The sequence below is a fragment of the Ensifer adhaerens genome (assembly GCF_028993555.1).
GTDB classification, from domain to species: Bacteria; Pseudomonadota; Alphaproteobacteria; order Rhizobiales; family Rhizobiaceae; genus Ensifer; species Ensifer adhaerens_I.
On the sequence record NZ_CP118612.1, the window covers coordinates 40,296 to 54,756 of the forward strand.

Annotated in this window: 17 protein-coding genes; 8 read left to right on the plus strand and 9 right to left on the minus strand. The window is 59.1% G+C overall.

The features are described from left to right. Window positions 1-84: 84 nt before the first annotated feature. Window positions 85-1,194, plus strand: a complete 1,110-nt coding sequence (locus tag PWG15_RS32935) for a GlxA family transcriptional regulator (RefSeq protein ID WP_275027674.1) — start codon at window positions 85-87, stop codon at window positions 1,192-1,194. Between the two features lie 462 nt (window positions 1,195-1,656). On the opposite strand, the gene PWG15_RS32940 is transcribed toward PWG15_RS32935, so the two are convergent. Next, window positions 1,657-1,989: a GYD domain-containing protein gene (locus tag PWG15_RS32940; RefSeq protein WP_275027675.1), complete on the minus strand. Its 333-nt coding sequence runs from the start codon at window positions 1,987-1,989 to the stop codon at window positions 1,657-1,659. Window positions 1,990-2,207: 218 nt separating this feature from the next. Continuing rightward, the gene (locus tag PWG15_RS32945; RefSeq protein WP_275027676.1) at window positions 2,208-2,435 is read right to left on the minus strand and encodes a hypothetical protein; all 228 of its coding nucleotides are present in this window, start codon (window positions 2,433-2,435) and stop codon (window positions 2,208-2,210) included. Window positions 2,436-2,803: 368 nt separating this feature from the next. Between PWG15_RS32945 and PWG15_RS32950 the strand changes: the two genes are divergently transcribed. Next, window positions 2,804-3,586 (plus strand): DUF1194 domain-containing protein, encoded by a 783-nt coding sequence (locus PWG15_RS32950; RefSeq protein WP_275027677.1) that lies wholly within the window; start codon window positions 2,804-2,806, stop codon window positions 3,584-3,586. 68 nt (window positions 3,587-3,654) lie between these two features. Here PWG15_RS32950 and PWG15_RS32955 read toward each other — a convergent pair whose 3' ends face one another. The 4 genes from PWG15_RS32955 to PWG15_RS32970 form a co-directional block, all read right to left on the minus strand. Next, window positions 3,655-5,169 (minus strand): winged helix-turn-helix domain-containing tetratricopeptide repeat protein, encoded by a 1,515-nt coding sequence (locus PWG15_RS32955; RefSeq protein ID WP_275027678.1) that lies wholly within the window; start codon window positions 5,167-5,169, stop codon window positions 3,655-3,657. Between the two features lie 225 nt (window positions 5,170-5,394). Next, a complete protein-coding gene (locus PWG15_RS32960) occupies window positions 5,395-5,775 on the minus strand; it encodes a gamma-glutamylcyclotransferase (RefSeq protein ID WP_275027679.1) in 381 nt (126 codons plus the stop codon). Further along, entirely contained in the window at window positions 5,724-6,089 is a 366-nt protein-coding gene (locus tag PWG15_RS32965; RefSeq protein ID WP_275027680.1) for a gamma-glutamylcyclotransferase, read from the minus strand. Before PWG15_RS32965 ends, PWG15_RS32960 begins: the two co-directional genes overlap by 52 nt. Before the next feature lie 10 nt (window positions 6,090-6,099). Beyond that, window positions 6,100-6,279 (minus strand): hypothetical protein, encoded by a 180-nt coding sequence (locus PWG15_RS32970; protein ID WP_275027681.1) that lies wholly within the window; start codon window positions 6,277-6,279, stop codon window positions 6,100-6,102. Between the two features lie 264 nt (window positions 6,280-6,543). Between PWG15_RS32970 and PWG15_RS32975 the strand changes: the two genes are divergently transcribed. Beyond that, a complete protein-coding gene (locus PWG15_RS32975) occupies window positions 6,544-7,026 on the plus strand; it encodes a hypothetical protein (RefSeq protein ID WP_275027682.1) in 483 nt (160 codons plus the stop codon). Between the two features lie 383 nt (window positions 7,027-7,409). On the opposite strand, the gene PWG15_RS32980 is transcribed toward PWG15_RS32975, so the two are convergent. The 3 genes from PWG15_RS32980 to PWG15_RS32990 form a co-directional block, all read right to left on the minus strand. Then, window positions 7,410-7,562, minus strand: coding sequence for a cold-shock protein (locus PWG15_RS32980; protein ID WP_275027963.1), 153 nt, complete (start codon window positions 7,560-7,562; stop codon window positions 7,410-7,412). Between the two features lie 283 nt (window positions 7,563-7,845). Further along, complete coding sequence (locus PWG15_RS32985; protein WP_275027683.1) at window positions 7,846-8,307, minus strand: NUDIX hydrolase; 462 nt, start codon at window positions 8,305-8,307, stop codon at window positions 7,846-7,848. Between the two features lie 208 nt (window positions 8,308-8,515). Continuing rightward, the gene (locus PWG15_RS32990) at window positions 8,516-9,397 is read right to left on the minus strand and encodes a LysR family transcriptional regulator (RefSeq protein WP_275027684.1); all 882 of its coding nucleotides are present in this window, start codon (window positions 9,395-9,397) and stop codon (window positions 8,516-8,518) included. Window positions 9,398-9,575: 178 nt separating this feature from the next. On the opposite strand from PWG15_RS32990, the gene PWG15_RS32995 reads away from it, so the two are divergent. From PWG15_RS32995 to PWG15_RS33015, 5 genes are all read left to right on the plus strand, one after another. Continuing rightward, a complete protein-coding gene (locus tag PWG15_RS32995) occupies window positions 9,576-10,565 on the plus strand; it encodes a hydroxyacid dehydrogenase (protein ID WP_275027685.1) in 990 nt (329 codons plus the stop codon). A gap of 46 nt (window positions 10,566-10,611) precedes the next feature. Beyond that, entirely contained in the window at window positions 10,612-11,295 is a 684-nt protein-coding gene (locus tag PWG15_RS33000) for an RraA family protein (RefSeq protein ID WP_275027686.1), read from the plus strand. A gap of 154 nt (window positions 11,296-11,449) precedes the next feature. Beyond that, window positions 11,450-12,406 (plus strand): tripartite tricarboxylate transporter substrate binding protein, encoded by a 957-nt coding sequence (locus tag PWG15_RS33005; protein WP_058322632.1) that lies wholly within the window; start codon window positions 11,450-11,452, stop codon window positions 12,404-12,406. Next, a complete protein-coding gene (locus PWG15_RS33010; protein ID WP_275027687.1) occupies window positions 12,406-12,870 on the plus strand; it encodes a tripartite tricarboxylate transporter TctB family protein in 465 nt (154 codons plus the stop codon). Before PWG15_RS33005 ends, PWG15_RS33010 begins: the two co-directional genes overlap by 1 nt. Window positions 12,871-12,880: 10 nt before the next feature. Continuing rightward, window positions 12,881-14,389 carry a tripartite tricarboxylate transporter permease gene (locus PWG15_RS33015; protein WP_275027688.1) on the plus strand — a complete coding sequence of 503 codons (1,509 nt, stop codon included), beginning with the start codon at window positions 12,881-12,883 and terminating at the stop codon, window positions 14,387-14,389. Window positions 14,390-14,461: the final 72 nt, after the last annotated feature.

Here is a 14,461-nt window from a genome sequence, read left to right on the forward strand (position 1 = left end):
GTCTCCTCTAGGCTTCGTATCAGCCTAGTAGCGTCGGACCTTTGGGACTAAAGTCAAATATGCTGAAAAGCGGTCGTTTCTGCCATGCTCGATCAAGAGGGCCGCATCAAAGTTGCTATCCTGGCGGTGCCGGAGGTCACGGCCTCGGCGTTGTTCGGCATGTTTGACCTGTTTTCTTCACCGGGCCGGGACTGGTCCTACATCGTCAGTGGCGAAGCAGGCGAACAGCGCATGCAGCCCTATATCGTTGCACGATCCCGTGAGGGTTTCGAAGCCGCGAATGGCATCCGGGTGAAGCCAGACTATGATTTCAACGGATGCCCGCGCCCTGATATCGTTTGCATCCCGGACTTCTTCGTGAATCCGGGCGCGAGTGTCACCGGACAGTATGAACCTGAAGCACGATGGCTGAAGCGGTCGCATGAGGACGGCGCGATGTTGGCCAGCGCCTGTTCAGGTGCGGTGTTGCTCGGCGAAGCCGGGCTGCTCGTTAATTGTGATGCTACAATTCACTGGGGCTATGTCGCGACGCTCACCAACAACTATCCGGGCGTCCGAGTGAGAGTGGATCGGTCTCTCGTGCTAAGCGGCGAAGCGCAGCGCATCGTCATGGCGGGAGGCGGATCGAACTGGCAGGACCTCGCACTGTACCTGATCGCGCGATTTGTCGGTCTGAAGGAGGCAATGGAAGTCGCCAAGGTCTACATGCTGCAATGGCATGACTTGGGACAACAGCCATTCGCATCGCTGGTGAGCCTCCGGCAGAGAACCGATGTGGTGATAAACAGATGCCAGCAGTGGGTGGCGACGAACTACAAGACTCACGCTCCGGTCGCCGCGATGATAGCACTTTCAGGCCTTCCGGAACGTTCCTTCATCCGGCGCTTCACCAAGGCCGCAGGCATGACTCCCCTCGACTATGTGCATGCACTGCGTCTTGAGGAAGCCAAGCAGATGCTGGAGACCACCGATCTGCCGTTCGAAGCCGTGGCCAATGAAGTTGGCTATGAGGATGCGGGCTTCTTCGGCCGTCTGTTCCGCCGTGAGACCAGCCTGACACCTGGACGCTATCGCCTGCGATTTGGCTCCTTGCGCAGAACGCTGATGCACAAATACGCGGACATGCGTCGAGGCCATGCACCGACACGACCGATGCGATCGAACGGCTTTTTGGGTCGACCTTTCCGGTTCTGATTCGTCGCTGAGCGCGGATCACCGTTCAAGGATATGCGAGGTCCGCTCTCGGCAGAGGATTTGCTCTTTTGGCCGAGCTAGCCAATGTCTTGGAAGGGTCAGTCGGCTTGCCGCCATGTCGCTCAGGCGGCGCCGCTCGTCTCGAGCGGGTGGAAAAAAGAATTTCCTGCCGCTCGATTTTAAGAGCTTGAGGTGTGTTTGTTGCCAAAGATTTCGAAGTGATGGATTTCGACGGTGCACCTTTATGCGAATTTCGAAGGGAAACATCGCGGCGTGATACGGTCCGTGCCGGCCGCCGCCGTTCTCGCGCCTCGCGATCCCGAGGACGTTGAGCGGTCTCCAGCGCGCCGAGCAGCTTGCGGGGCATGCCGCGGTCGCGCACGGCCCCTTTGCGCGCCAACCCTTAGTTTCCGGCAGCGGAGGTTCGATCCGCTGCCAGAGATGTCTCAACCAGCGATCTTCTTATTTCGTCGGGGGCTTGTAGGTAGATGCGATTGTGCCCGCCTTCTCTTGCGCAGCCTTGAATTCCGCCCCCGTGTAGGCTCGCACGGTTTTGACATTCGACACGGCTCCGGATGCGCCGATGACGAGAAGTGCAGGGACCAGGTCCGCGCCATCGTTGAATTCCGTGATGGCCAACCAATCGGTTTCGCCGGTCGTGACGTAGAAGGAATGCAGTTTCCCCCCAGCTGCCTCCATGATGCCACGGGCCGCTTTTTCTCGGTCCGATGGATTGTCAATCATTCCCTTCGCTGACGTGGCTGTATAGCACCCTGTGGTTATAAACAGTGGCATAGGACATCCTCCCGCGATATGGGCAGATCGAATGATCTGCCGAACAGTCACTATCTCAACTTGGCGTTAGACGAACGTCGGACCGCAGAGCGCTAGATTTCGTCGCCGCCGACCTCTACGCCTTCATGGTGGCCGGCCCCCGGTGGCCTCTTGCCGCAGCGATCTGCTGGTTCGCCATGGCCTGAATACTTGCTTCTCGTGGGCGCGTTGCCTTCTATTCAGCCGGCACCTTGGGACACACTTGGCAGCCAAAGACCCTCGGCCCCACTCCAACCGGCAGCTGGAATGTCGCACTTTCGATCAAACTCGCCGATCGGCGCCTGGCGTACGCAATTCTTGATCGTTTCGAATTCATGTCTCGCAACCTGGGCAGCATCGGTCTCTGCGCGGGCAATGGCGCACGTGGAAAGAACCAGCACGGTCAGCGCGAGCAAGATCCTCAGCATCTCAAGCTCCTCCTGAATTTTAGGCTACGCTAATCTACAGCAGATGAAGCAGGTTGGCCTGTAGTCATTCCGAGCTAGCACGGATGGTCAATGGCTACGTTGTCACGCGCGCCTTGCCGCTCCCCCTGGCAATCGTGACCAGTTCGATTGGTCCCCCAAACCGAGCAGCTCGCGGCCACATGACACGCCAACAATGGTTGCTTTTCAGCGGAGGTCCGGTGCGCGAGCGGCCACACTGCTTGCGCGTCGTCAAACTTCGCGGGATGGGTGGGGCGCAGGTTCGCTGTCGATCTGTAATTAAGCATAAACTAATTCAGGTCGGTTGCCTTGTGGTATCCTGCGGCAAGGACGCCTTGGGGGGCTGTGCGATGTTTCGCGTGCTGGTGCTAATCCTTGCTCTTGTCGCATATCCTTTGCAGCCCGCCGCAGCGCCTCCGGATGTCGATTTGGAGCTCCTGCTAGCGGTCGACACGTCGGGTTCCATGGACATGGCGGAAGCGCGCCTGCAGCGCCTCGGCTATCTGGAAGCGCTCCGACATCCCGATTTCATCAACGCCGTCAAAGGCGGGTACCTGGGACGCATTGCCATCGGCTATTTTGAATGGGCTGGGCGGGTGGAGGAATCGTCTGTCGTCGCCTGGCAGGTGATTGAAGATGCCAAGGATGTCGAAGCCTTTGCCGCCAAGCTCGAAGCCCGTCCCATTGGCACGCGGCATGGCACCTCGATCTCGAGTGCAATCCGTTTTGGCACGAAACTGATCGAAGCCAACGCCTATGTCGCAGCGCGCCGCATCCTCGACGTTTCCGGTGACGGGTTCAACAACACGGGTTTACCAATCGCAGTCGCTCGCGATGACGCTCTGGCGCGTGGGATCGTAATCAATGGATTGGTGATACTCATCCGGCCCACCACTTCCACGGTTCCGCTCGAGCGCTATTATGCGGAATGCGTCATCGGCGGTCCTGGCTCCTTTATGATTCCCGTGCGTAACGTGGAGGATTTCCCGAGTGCCGTGCGCCAGAAGCTGCTGCTCGAAGTGGGCGGGCTGACGCCTAGCTTGACTGCCCAGCCAGCCGCCATGCGCGCGCCAGTAGACTGCAGGGTCGGCGAGAAACATCCGAGCTTTGTTGAACCGGCGTTTCGGAACTAGTTGATGCTGTCCACCGCCCTTGAACGACGCAGCGAAGGCTCTGATTTTTGCCTTCCTGTTTCGCCGTATCACGAGACTTGTCGCAGCGCGTGCATGCCTTCGACAACCCGATCAAGTTCCTGCTGACGTTCGAAGGCGATTCCACGGACGGCGTAATCTACCGGATCGAAACCCGGTTGCAGAGCTTGCAGTCGGGCGACCGTCTTTCTGGCCGCAGCGGTATCGCCTGCCAACGCCTGAGCAGCCCCAAGCCGCGCAAGACCCCAGGCACCTAGCCTCGGGATGCGCCCTAGTCGTTCCGCAGCGCCGGCATAGTCTCCGGCAAGATAAAGCGCCATCGAGCGGTCAAAATGGTACCAGTCTGGGTGCAGCGGATTTAGCCGGACCGCACGGTCCATCCAGGCGATACCCTCTTCCCCCCGCCCGCGAAGGACGAGCAGATAGCCCATCTGCGCGATTGTATCGGCATCGTAAGGGTTAAGTTCGAGCGACCGCGCGACATGATGCTCGGCAGCGTCGTATTCTCGAAGATAAAGCCGGACGAGCCCGAGGATGCGGTGGGTGCGCGCCTCTTCCGGTGAAAGGCTCACCCCCGTTGAGGCGAGGCTGAGGGCAGTACGCAACTCGGTATCGGCGCTCAGGCCGTATTTGCCGAGGATGACGGTCGCAAGCGCAAGGTAGGAATGAACGAGGCCATTCGTTGGATCGCGAACGAGCGCTTCCGACAGAACTTCATGTGCTTTCTGGTTGTCTCCCTCGCCGTAGCCCCGCAGCAGCGCTACACCCTGCAGGAGCAGGTCATGCGCCTTTCGGTCGGCCGGAGGCTTGCGTGCAGCCAGCCGAAGCGACGCACCCTCCACATGTGACACCAATCGGCTGATAACCTGCCGCGCAATAAGATCCTCAAGAGCCAGCGGGTCCGGGTCGTACGCCTCAAGACGATCCGCCCACACCAGGCTACCGTCGGCGGCGTCGATGAGGCTGACACCAACCCGCACCATTCCCTCATCCCGGTCAATGTGGCCGTCGACGAGATAGCGAGCCCCGAGACGTTTCGCGAGGGCTTTCGGCTCGCTTCTGTCTGCGTGTGCCGATGCAAGCGATGTGGCTCGGGCAATGACCGGAACGATCCTGAATCTGGCAAGGCCGTTGATGATCTCCTCGCAGAGCATCTCACTATATGATGCGTTGCTGTCGGGGGTGCGGTCTTCGAACGGCAGCACCGCGATTGGTGTTTCTTCGCCGTCATAGGACGCGTCGGCCATTTTTGATGAACCTGGGTCCAGAAAATATCCTCGACCTGCCACCGTTCTGATTGTTGATGGGCCGACGGAGCCGAGCGCCTTTCTGATTTCGCGGATCGCCTGCGTCAGCGAATCCTCGGTGACGATCACGTCCGGCCAAACAGCATCCATTAAGTCGCGTTTCGACACAACGCGGCCCGCCTCTTTGGCGAGGCAGGCAAGAAGTTCGAATGCCTTTCGACGTAAAGTAACAACGCCAGCTTCGTTCAGAAGAAGGCCGCGGTTGAGGTCGAGCGTGAATCCTCGGAAGCGAATGGGCGTTTGGCTGCCCACGGCCATGAGTTCTTCACCTCCGCGCAAAAGTCCTCAGATACGACCAGAGTTGCGACTGTCTTGGTCGGTTGTCAACTGCGTTAAATGCAGTGATGGCTTCTCCACCCTCATCGACCGAAGCGAGAGAAAGATGGTCGATGCAGATGTCGTGATATGCGCCCGCCATACAGCTGCAGCTGGAAGCAGTTGTGAGGAACTCGAGAAGGTCTTGTCGCTCTGCGTCGCTCATCGTTACACACTCCCGATTTTATGCTGGTTCGATGCAAGAATGCGCTGCGCCACCATCGCTTGAAGTCGCCATAGCCGATGGTCGCGGATTCCTCGCTGTTCCAGGCCCTCGACAGTTCGATACAAATACTCGGCGCAAGAACCGAGATGGCCCGCTGCCGTCGCGAGCACGTCGGCGACAGTCTCAATCGGCTGATACCCCGTATAAGCGAGCCTAGCCCTGTCGGCGCAGAAGGCGAGGGCTTGCGTCCGTACCCCCTCGACATTCGCAACGACCCAGCGCGGCTTGTTCGTGGTGGCCGGACTGGAAACTTCCCGACGAAGAAGCGCGATCAAGGCGTCACGGCGATGCGGCGGGGGAGGCGTTGCACCATGCCTTTGCATTGTCCGCCTCGATCCAATACCAGCATGAGCCCGGGGCACTCAGGCGTCCCGCGCCATCGCGTTAACCGCAGGCGAAAGGCGCGATGCCACCCGGGCGCGATCGCGTAACGTTCCTCAGCGACCTCAAAGGCGGGTTTCCAAAGGAGAGAGCCATAGGCGAACACCCAGACGGGACCGTCAGAAGGTCGCCCATCAAGGAGATCGTCGGCTAAAGCTTCATAGTCACCGTCCGTCATCGGCACAAAACCGGGCGCCGGCCCACTGTCGACGACGAGCCGGTTAGCCTTGGCAACGATCTCCGAGGTAAGTTGCATGAGACGACCTTCACAGCGAATTCATGGTCGTCCAGGCGGAGCTTCCTGTCCCGAACAAGTTCTGAAATTTCGGTGAAATCGAGAAAGTCTCGGCTCCCGTCAGCCACGCATGATCCGCGAGCCCTCCTTGTCGGCGGGTTGCAATCTGCCTCTTCGAGGCATCGCAAACCTGCTGAGCGGTGATGCTCATCGGTTACTCCCGGTTTTGGGTTACGATCCCGGTTTGCCATTCGGGCAAAACGATATATTTTAGGTAATTCTTATGTAATGATGAGTAGCGTGGAGGAGGCGCGTTCATGGGGTTAGGCGGAACAACGATCCGCGCCCAATTTCTGGGCAAATTCGCTGAGGCATTGCTGTCGACGCTCGCGCTTCCGCGCCGGTTGTCGGCAATGCACTCTGAGCAACTCCTTAAATCAGCGACTTCGCAATTCCGCCCCTTCTGAGACAACCGATGAAGAAGACCGAGCAGCGATACTTCCACGTCATCGTTTGGACCGCGGAGAGTGGAGGCGACCCGAGGTTTCTCTTAGGGGATCTGAGCGAGACCCAGCTCAAAAAGCAATTCGTCAACCCATATCGCACTGGCGGGAAAATAATTGCCCAACAGGCAATCCTAAGCGCCACGGATCTCAAGGGGGTCAAGATCTTCGAAACGCCGGTCGTAAAGGACGAGGCTCTCAAGGCTGTGCAAGATCGCAGCCTCGTACGAATTGAGGAGTTTAGGCGCCAGCGAGACTGGACATCGATGGCCTCGGCGGGCTACGGCTGGGACGATGTGGACATTACCCATGTCGGAAAAGACGTCACCACTCACTACATTGACGGGAAACCTGGTTCCCCCAGTCTACTGGACCAGATCACTCAAAGTTCTTTGCTCCCTGTCGCTGGCGCTGGGATTATAGTTCTTGCGCTTCTCGTTTGGCTAATGGCTTAAGCGCCGCTGGGAAAGAAGGTTCCGGTGCTATCGAAATATCGATCGCAAGAACGAGGTAAAGGCTGGCTGCGCGCCGACGTCGCTTTCACAGTGGCCTCTTTTTAGTATCGTGTACACGCCTTGGTGCTTCCTTATCTCGGAAGAATCCTCGACATGGAGCCCTCGAGATGGATCAGGTGGCAATGGAATTCACGACCGATCACGAGATCGAAATTATCCCGCCTGTGCCCAATGAAGGGGACGTGCAGGAGACTGCGACCTGCCTGTGTTGTCAAAAGAAATGCCCGGCCTCGGTCATGGACACCGACGGCTGTGGCCTATGCGAGGAATGTCTCTCGCCTTGAGCAACGGCGAGCGAACCCGCGAAAATATTCATGAACCGTTCAAGCGGGCCTGACGTTTTCGGCTCGTGATTTTCCCGTCTTTCGATCTTGCCCAATGTCGTAGCTGACCTTCTGACCGTCTCGCAGCGGACTAGCGCCTTCGACTGCGGAAACATGGACAAACACGTCTGTTCCAACATTTTCCGGTGCGATGACCGCAGAGCCTTCCGCTTTTTCGGATCTGTCACGGTCGACCGAATTGCCCGAAACGGCGGCGCAAGGCGGCCATTCGAAATGCCGCTGGCGGTCAACAGTGATCGGAACTCCCGTTCTAGGCTTCGCGGCGAAAAGGGCCAAGGAAGCCGTTCTCACGAGCCCTGCAAGGGGCTGTTGCGCGTGTGTTCACGTTCTGGGCCAAAATCATCGCATAATGTATCGTCTGGAAATTGATTTGGGGCGCCCGGACGAGATCCCGACGTTATTGTGAAGTAACCAATTATCCCAATATGCGGACAAGGAGCTTGCGAAGCCCGGGTTGCCCCACTTCGTACGTCGCTATTGAAGCCGGCACCCAGCGATTCGAACGGAGGTCCCTTTCGGGGTAGTCAGAAGCGATCGAGTGCACGGCGATCAGGTGTACGCGAACCCGGTAGATTAGGGCGCTGCTATCCTTGCAGTACGTGAACCCACCCACTGAGTGTTCTGTGGGAGTTCCAACTACGCCGGCTTCTTCAAATGCCTCACGAGCAGCTGCGGCCTTCGTCGTTTCTCCGACTTCCAAGTGACCCTTTGGGATGCCCCAGCGCTGGTTTGTCTTGCCAGAAATCAGCAGCACGTCATATCCATCAGCTCCACGCGCCTTGCGATAGCAGATGGCGCCGGCTTGAACGACCTCGGTTGGCGCGGGGCGAAGAGAATTTGCACCGGTGGCCAGGCTGGACACGAGAATCGTTTGCATCGTCGGTTCCTCGTTGAGGCGAACGGAAAACAGATGGCTTTTGTGCCGTCAGTCTTATGACGGAACATCGTGGAACTCAACAAAAAGGAAATCCGCAAAAGGTCACTGGCCCGCCACGACTTGGCCGCGCCTAAAGCGACCGGCGATCCGGATCATGATCTTTGGCGCCTAACTTGAAGCGGCGGACTTGTTGCCGGCAAACATTGCGTCAACGGCCTACCCCGAATTCTCCGCTGAAGCTGACCAAGTGTTGATGAAGCCGGTCGATCACGGCTGCTCGAGGACTAGCCCGTCGCTCTATGAGGCCGATCTGGCGATAGATCGGCGGATCGCCAAAGGGCACCGACACCACCTCGCCCGCAATTTCCCTCAAAGCGCTCCAGGGCGCGATAGAAACCCCGAGCCCATTGACCACGCAGGCGACGACCGCGGTGATCGTGTCAATTTCGGCAATGACATTGGTGACAATCCCGCTTCTCGCGACCTCGGTTTCGATAATGTTGGCAAGGCGAAAACGGCTGATGAACTTCACATAGGGAAGTTCCGTAAGCATCTCAGCTGCAGTCCTGATGCGCGTCCCCTTCGGAGCGATCACGAAGAGGGGCTCCTGGATGAACGGGCTCCACCGCAGTGTCGATGGGACGCTGGAATATTCGGCCACCATCGCCGAATCGAGGCGTCCGGTAACGACATCGTTGAGCAGCTCGTCGGTGTTGGCAACGTGGAGCTTTATCTTCAAGCCGGGGAAGTCGTTCTTGAGTGCTATGATCGCCTTCGGCAGGAGAGAAAGGGCGCTTGAGCGCACCGAGCCGATGGTAAACGTGCCGCCGACTGACTTTCCGGAGATGGCGTCAATGACGTCGTCGGCAGAGCGCACAAGCCCTTGCGCTGCCTCGAGCATTTGAAGTCCATGGCTGTTCAGCGTGATCGGGCGCGTCGACCGATCGAACAGTTCTGCCTGCACTTCCAATTCCAGCGCCTGGACTTGTTGGCTCACGGCAGACGGTGTGAGACCAACCGCGTCGGCCGCCTTCGCGAACGTGCCGTGTTCTGCAATCGCAATGAAGGTCTTCAGCTGACGAATGTCCAACGGCCACCTGGTGGATTAAGATTTTCTGTTTATCTTTGTCAGAATTATTCGCTTTTTTCAAGAAACTCTTATGTTACCGTCATGGGTAGGAGGTGCCCACGGGAGTTCGGGCACGAGGGAGGATCTAGCAGAAAGCGCCTTGCTGCTCTGCGTCCTCGCATTGCCAATCGAGGTACGCATGCCAACCCATAACATTCTCGTCACCGGCCCGGCGATCAACGAGCGGGCAGTGAAGCTCGCGGAAGAACGCGGCTACAGCCTGGTCTACGTACCGCCCTATACGAGTGAACAAGATCTTGTGGGTGTCGTTTCGAAAGCGGACCCGGTCGGGGTCATTGTTCGTATGGGCCGCTTCGGTGCCTCGGCGATTGACGCTGCCCCATCGCTACGGGTGATTTCCAAACATGGGGTCGGGGTGGACAACATCGATCTCGACGCGGCCTCGCGTCGCGAGATTCCGGTTGTCGTGGCGACCGGTGCGAACGCTCTCTCCGTCGCGGAACACGCCATCGCCCTGCTGCTCACCACGGTTAAGCGCATTTTGCCGCTCGATAGTGGGCTACGAGCGGGCAAATGGGAGAAGCCAGGCTTCTCCGGAAAAGAACTTTCGGGAATGACCATGGGGCTCGTCGGCTTCGGAGCGATTGCTCGTCACACGGCGATGCTTGCGAAAACATTCGGCATCCGAACCAGTGCATACGATCCGTTCACGGACGATGCCACCTTCGCAGACGCCGGCGTCACCCGGGCAAACACGGTTGAGGAGATCCTCGCAGGCTCGGATATTGTCAGCCTGCACTGCCCGCTCACGCCCGAGACACGAAACCTACTTGACGACGAGGGCCTCGCTCGGATGAAGCCCGGCTCCTACGTGATCAACACTGCGCGCGGTGGGCTTATCGATGAGGACGCCTTGCTGCGCGCAATAGCAAGCGGCCACGTCGCGGGCGCCGGACTGGATACCTTCCAGACGGAGCCGCCCGCGCCCGATCACCCGTTCTGGCAGGAGCCGAAAGTTGTCGTCACACCCCACATCGGCGGTGTCACGAAGGAGGCGAATGTCCGTGTCGGTGTAGACGCGATCGAGGGGGTGCTTGCGATCGTCGAAGGGCGTGCTCTTGGCCGCGAGAGGATCGTGAACTTCCGGGCCCTGGCCGCCTCAGCCTGACGATCGAGCCAACTCAACAACATCAAACGTATTTCAGGAGAGTATCTTGACCATAGGTTTTAGAGTTCGCAGCCGGCCACGTGCCGTTGAGCAAGCGTGGGTCGAGAAGTTCCGGGAACTGCCGGTTGCCAATGTGAGCGACAGCATGCACCGCATGCATGCGGCTGGCGCGCAGCTTCGGCCGATGCATCGGTCTGGTAAACTTGCCGGCCGCGCTATCACCGTCAAGGCGCCTCCCGGTGACAACCTCATGCTGCACAAGGCAATCGACATGGCCGCCGAAGGCGACGTCATCGTTATCGATGCGGGGGGCGATGTCACGAATGCCTTGATGGGAGAAATGATGCTTGCCCATGCGCGCGGTCGTGGCGTGGCCGGTTTCGTGCTCAACGGAGCCATTCGCGACGCTGACGCGTTTCTTGAGATGAACGTTCCGTCGTTTGCCGTCGGTGTGACACATCGGGGTCCCTACAAGAACGGACCTGGCGAAATCAATTGCCCGATCGCCATCGGCGGCATGGTGGTCATGCCGGGCGATCTGGTCCTTGGCGATGCGGACGGGGTGGTCGTTATCCCGATCGATGACGTGGCTGAGGTCTACGAGCGAACTGCTGCCAAGCACGCCGCCGAAAATAAGCAGATGGAGAACATCAAGGCCGGGACCCATAGGCCGACCTGGTTCAACGAAGCGCTCTCGAAGGCTGGCTGCGAACTGCCGCCTGAGCTCTGATTGCGAGCGACTGAATTGCGCCGGCGCCTTCACGGAGGAGGAGGGGTCACCGACCGGAACAAAGATCTTGGCTCGTCACACCACTTCTGTGTCGGGCCGAATGAAACCTCGAAGCGCTGAGGCGCTCGATAGCAGTCATCAATGGGAGGATAGCATGAAGCATTTGATCCGAAACACCGCGCTTGCGACGACCCTGCTCTTGGGCGCGGGCGCCGCACATGCCGAATGGCCGACGGATCGGCCGATCGAGTTCATCGTCGCTTTCGCTCCGGGCGGCGGCACGGACGTTATGAACAGAACTCTGGCGCCCTATGTCGAGAAGGAGCTCGGTGCGAAAATCACGGTTTTGAACCGTCCGGGCGCTTCGGGCGAAATCGCCTACACGGCGATGACGGAAGCGCGTCCGGACGGCTACACAGCTTCCTCGCTGAACACGCCCGGTTACCTGACCATGCAGATGGACCGAAAGGTCCGTTTCGACCCCAAGAAAATTTGCCCTGTTGCTCGCATCGTTGAGGATCCGGGTTCGTTCATTGTCCAGGCGAACTCCGAGTTCAATTCTCTCAAGGACCTCGTGGCCTATGCGAAGGCCAATCCTGGCGCAGTGACCGTTGGTACGACTGGTCTCGGCACGGACGAACATCTCGCCATGCTGCAACTCGAAAAGTCGGCCGGCATCGACCTGACGGCAGTGACGTTCAACGGTGCGAACGAGGCGCGCACGGCGCTCCTTGGCGGCCACGTCATGACGATTGGCATCAATGTCGGCGAATTCGTTGGCAGCGACCATTCAGCCTTCAAGAATCTGGGCCAGTTCGCAGAAGAGCGCGCTGTGATCGCCCCCGATCTACCGACGGCAAAGGAGCAGGGCTTTGAAGTTCTGGTGAGCTCGGAACGCGGCATTGCGATGGGCTGCGACGTACCGGAAGATATTCGGGTCAAGTTCTCTGACGCAATCCGAAAAGCCCTCGATAACCCGGAATTCCAGGCGAAAGCCAAACAACAGTCGCTTGCCCTTTCTTATCTCTCCTCGGAAGACTGGAGCAAGGAGTTGCCGGTTCGGGCAGAGCGGCTGGGCGCCATCTGGAAGCTCGCAAAGGAACAGCAGTAATGTCGGCGCCGCGCAAAGCTGGCGGGGCGGGCGACCGTCCGGACCTCCTGACCGCCGTGCTTTTCGTGGGTTTTGGCGCGCTCGGCCTTTGGGCCGGGCGCGACCTGACCCTGGGGATGGCGTCTGCGATGGGGCCGGGCTATCTTCCAAGGATCGTCTGTTGGCTCCTCATCATCGTCGGCGTGACAGTCGGGGGAGTTGGTGCCTTTCGTGATCGTCAGGAGATCGCCACGCCGAAGCTTTGGCCGGTTGCCATCATTCTCGCTTCGGTTGTCGGTTTCGCGTTCATTGCCGAATTCTTCGGTTTTGTCGCTGCGTCGGTTTGGTTGCTGGTCGTAGGCAGCCTTGCCGATCGTGACTCGAAACTGCGCGAGGTGATCCTGCTCACCGCGGGACTGACGGCCTTTGGTGCATTGGTTTTCATTGTCGGCCTGGGCGTTCAGATGCCCATCTGGCCATTCTAAGGAGGGACTTATGAACTTTATCGACCTCCTTATGCTGGGATTCAGCGAGGCGCTGACGCCCACAAATCTCGGCTTCTGCCTCTTGGGCGCACTTCTTGGAACCCTGATCGGCGTGCTTCCCGGGATCGGCCCGACTGCCACGATCGCTGTCCTGCTGCCGATCACGTTCTATCTGCCGCCGCTCGCCGGCCTCATCATGTTGGCTGGCATCTACTACGGTGCTCAGTACGGTGGCTCGACGACGGCCATCCTGGTCAACCTGCCAGGAGAAGCCTCCTCGGTGGTGACGGCGATAGACGGCTACAAGATGGCCCAGAAGGGGCGAGCGGGATCCGCGCTCGCCGTCGCGGCCCTTGGGTCCTTCTTCGCCGGTACGGTCGCGACTTTTGGCATCGCACTTGCCGGTCCGACGCTCTCCTCTTTTGCCCTGTCGTTCGGGCCGACGGAATACGTCTCGCTAATGCTGTTCGGACTACTAGCGGCAACGGTGCTTGCTCGCGGACCGGTTCTGAAAGCCATCGGCATGATCCTCCTTGGTCTGCTCCTGGGGATGGTGGGCATTGACGCCAGTTCCGGGGAGGAGCGCCTGACATTCAGCGCGGTGGAGTTGTTCGACGGCATCGACTTCGTCGTCATCGCTATCGGTCTCTTTGGCTTTGCGGAGATTATCGAGAACCTCGAAAATCATGAGGCGCGCGGCGTACTCGTGAGTAAACTAAGCCGGCTGTGGCCAACGCGAGAGGACTTCCGTCGGGCCTGGCCTGCGGTTCTGCGCGGAACGGGTGTCGGAACGTTCCTCGGTGTCCTGCCCGGCGGCGGGGCGACCCTTGCGTCCTTCTGCGCCTACTCGGTCGAGAAGAAGATTTCCAAGAACCCGTCCGAGTTCGGCGAGGGTGCCGTCGAAGGTGTCGCAGGTCCGGAGGCTGCCAACAATGCCGGCGCACAATCGTCGTTCATTCCGTTGCTGACACTGGGTATCCCGTCCAACAACATGATGGCAATGATGCTGAGCGCGTTCATCATCCACGGTATTACGCCCGGGCCGACTGTTCTTGCGACGCAGCCGGAGATTTTCTGGGGTCTCGTTGCCAGCATGTGGATCGGCAATCTTATGCTGGTCGTGATCAACCTGCCGCTGATCGGTGTCTGGGTGAAGCTGCTGACGGTTCCCTATCGCCTGCTCTATCCGGCCATCCTGCTGTTTTGCTGCGTTGGCGTCTACAGCATCAACAACCGCATCTTCGATGTGGTCCTGGCAGCCGGGTTTGGTCTGTTGGGCTACGCGTTCCGCAAGGCGAAATGTGAAGCAGGGCCGCTGCTACTCGGGTTCGTCCTCGGCCCGCTTCTTGAAACGAACATACGTCGCGCGATGACCATCTCCCATGGTGATCCGAGCGTCTTCTACGAGCGCCCGATCAGTCTGGTCCTGCTCATCGCAACGGTTGGCATGTTCGTGCTGATGGTGCTGCCATCCTTCCGTCGGACGCGCGAGGTAGCGTTTCAGGACGAAGAAGCGTGACCACCAGTCGATACCGACGCTCCATGACGGCCGCTCCGCGCGGCCGTTTTTTCGCGAAATGACGTTGGGCGT